At 41.2% G+C, this 1,019-nt stretch carries 1 protein-coding gene; it reads left to right on the top strand.

Annotated features, from left to right (window positions below; translation table 11 throughout):
* A partial coding sequence (gene xseA, locus ACX1N5_RS15715) for an exodeoxyribonuclease VII large subunit (RefSeq protein ID WP_458803579.1) occupies nt 1–1,019 on the top strand: 1,019 nt, incomplete at both ends.

Below are 1,019 nucleotides of genomic sequence, written 5' to 3'. Positions count from 1 at the left end.
ACTGTACAGGACATAATACGCCTGACATTTGATGAACCTGTTTGGGTGAAGGCAGAGATCCGCAATTTAAGCGTCAAATCTGGCCACTATTATTTAGAGCTTGCAGAAAAAGAAGCTGATACAGATAAAGTCATTGCGAGCTGTAAGGCCACGATATGGAAATTCATGGCCGCCAAAATTGTTATGAAGTTTGAGCGTGAAAGCGGTATTGAACTCGCACGTGATCTAAACGTTCTCATCAAGATTAGAGCCAAGTTTGATCCCCAGTATGGTTTTTCAGTAAATGTTGAAGACATTGATTCAGCTTTTACCTTAGGTGATATCGCCAAGCGTTATCAGCAGATCATTGAGCGTCTAACACAAGAATTTTTAATTGATAAGAATAAATCTCTACCTGCACCTTTTGATATTCAGAATGTTCTAGTGATTGCTCCTGAAAATGCAGCAGGCTTAGGTGACTTTAGAAAAGATGCAGATGCCTTAGAAAGATCTGGTGCCTGTCATTTTGTTTATCATACGGCAACTTTCCAGGGGAATACTGCAGCAACCAGTATTATGGAGTCTTTAGGCGCTGGCCTTCGTCAATGGGCAAAAGATTTCCAAGCTCCACCAGATCTGATCGTGATTATTCGCGGGGGTGGCGCCGTTAATGATTTAGCATATTTAAATGATTACGATCTTGCTGCCCTACTCTGTAAGCGTTCAGTGCCAATTTGGGTTGGGATTGGGCATGAGAAAGACAAGACGATTTTAGATGAAGTTGCACATCGTTCTTTTGACACGCCAAGTAAAGTAATCGCTGGGATCAGAAACCATATTGTTGAGCGAGTTCAAGAAGCACAGACTTACTTGCAAACGATAAAGTTACTATCTCATCATCAAATCACGGCGTACCAAAGCCAGAATGATCAGCTTATCAAAGTCATTAAAACATTAGCCCAGGCTCAACTGAACACTGGTAGTAAAGCTTTAGATCAATCTAAAGAACGCATTCAGTATCTGGCCCAACAGCAATTAAA

It is taken from the genome of Acinetobacter sp. ANC 4636 (assembly GCF_054454555.1).
Note: the sequence above shows the minus strand (reverse complement) of the source record. Positions and strands in the feature narration are given on the sequence as shown.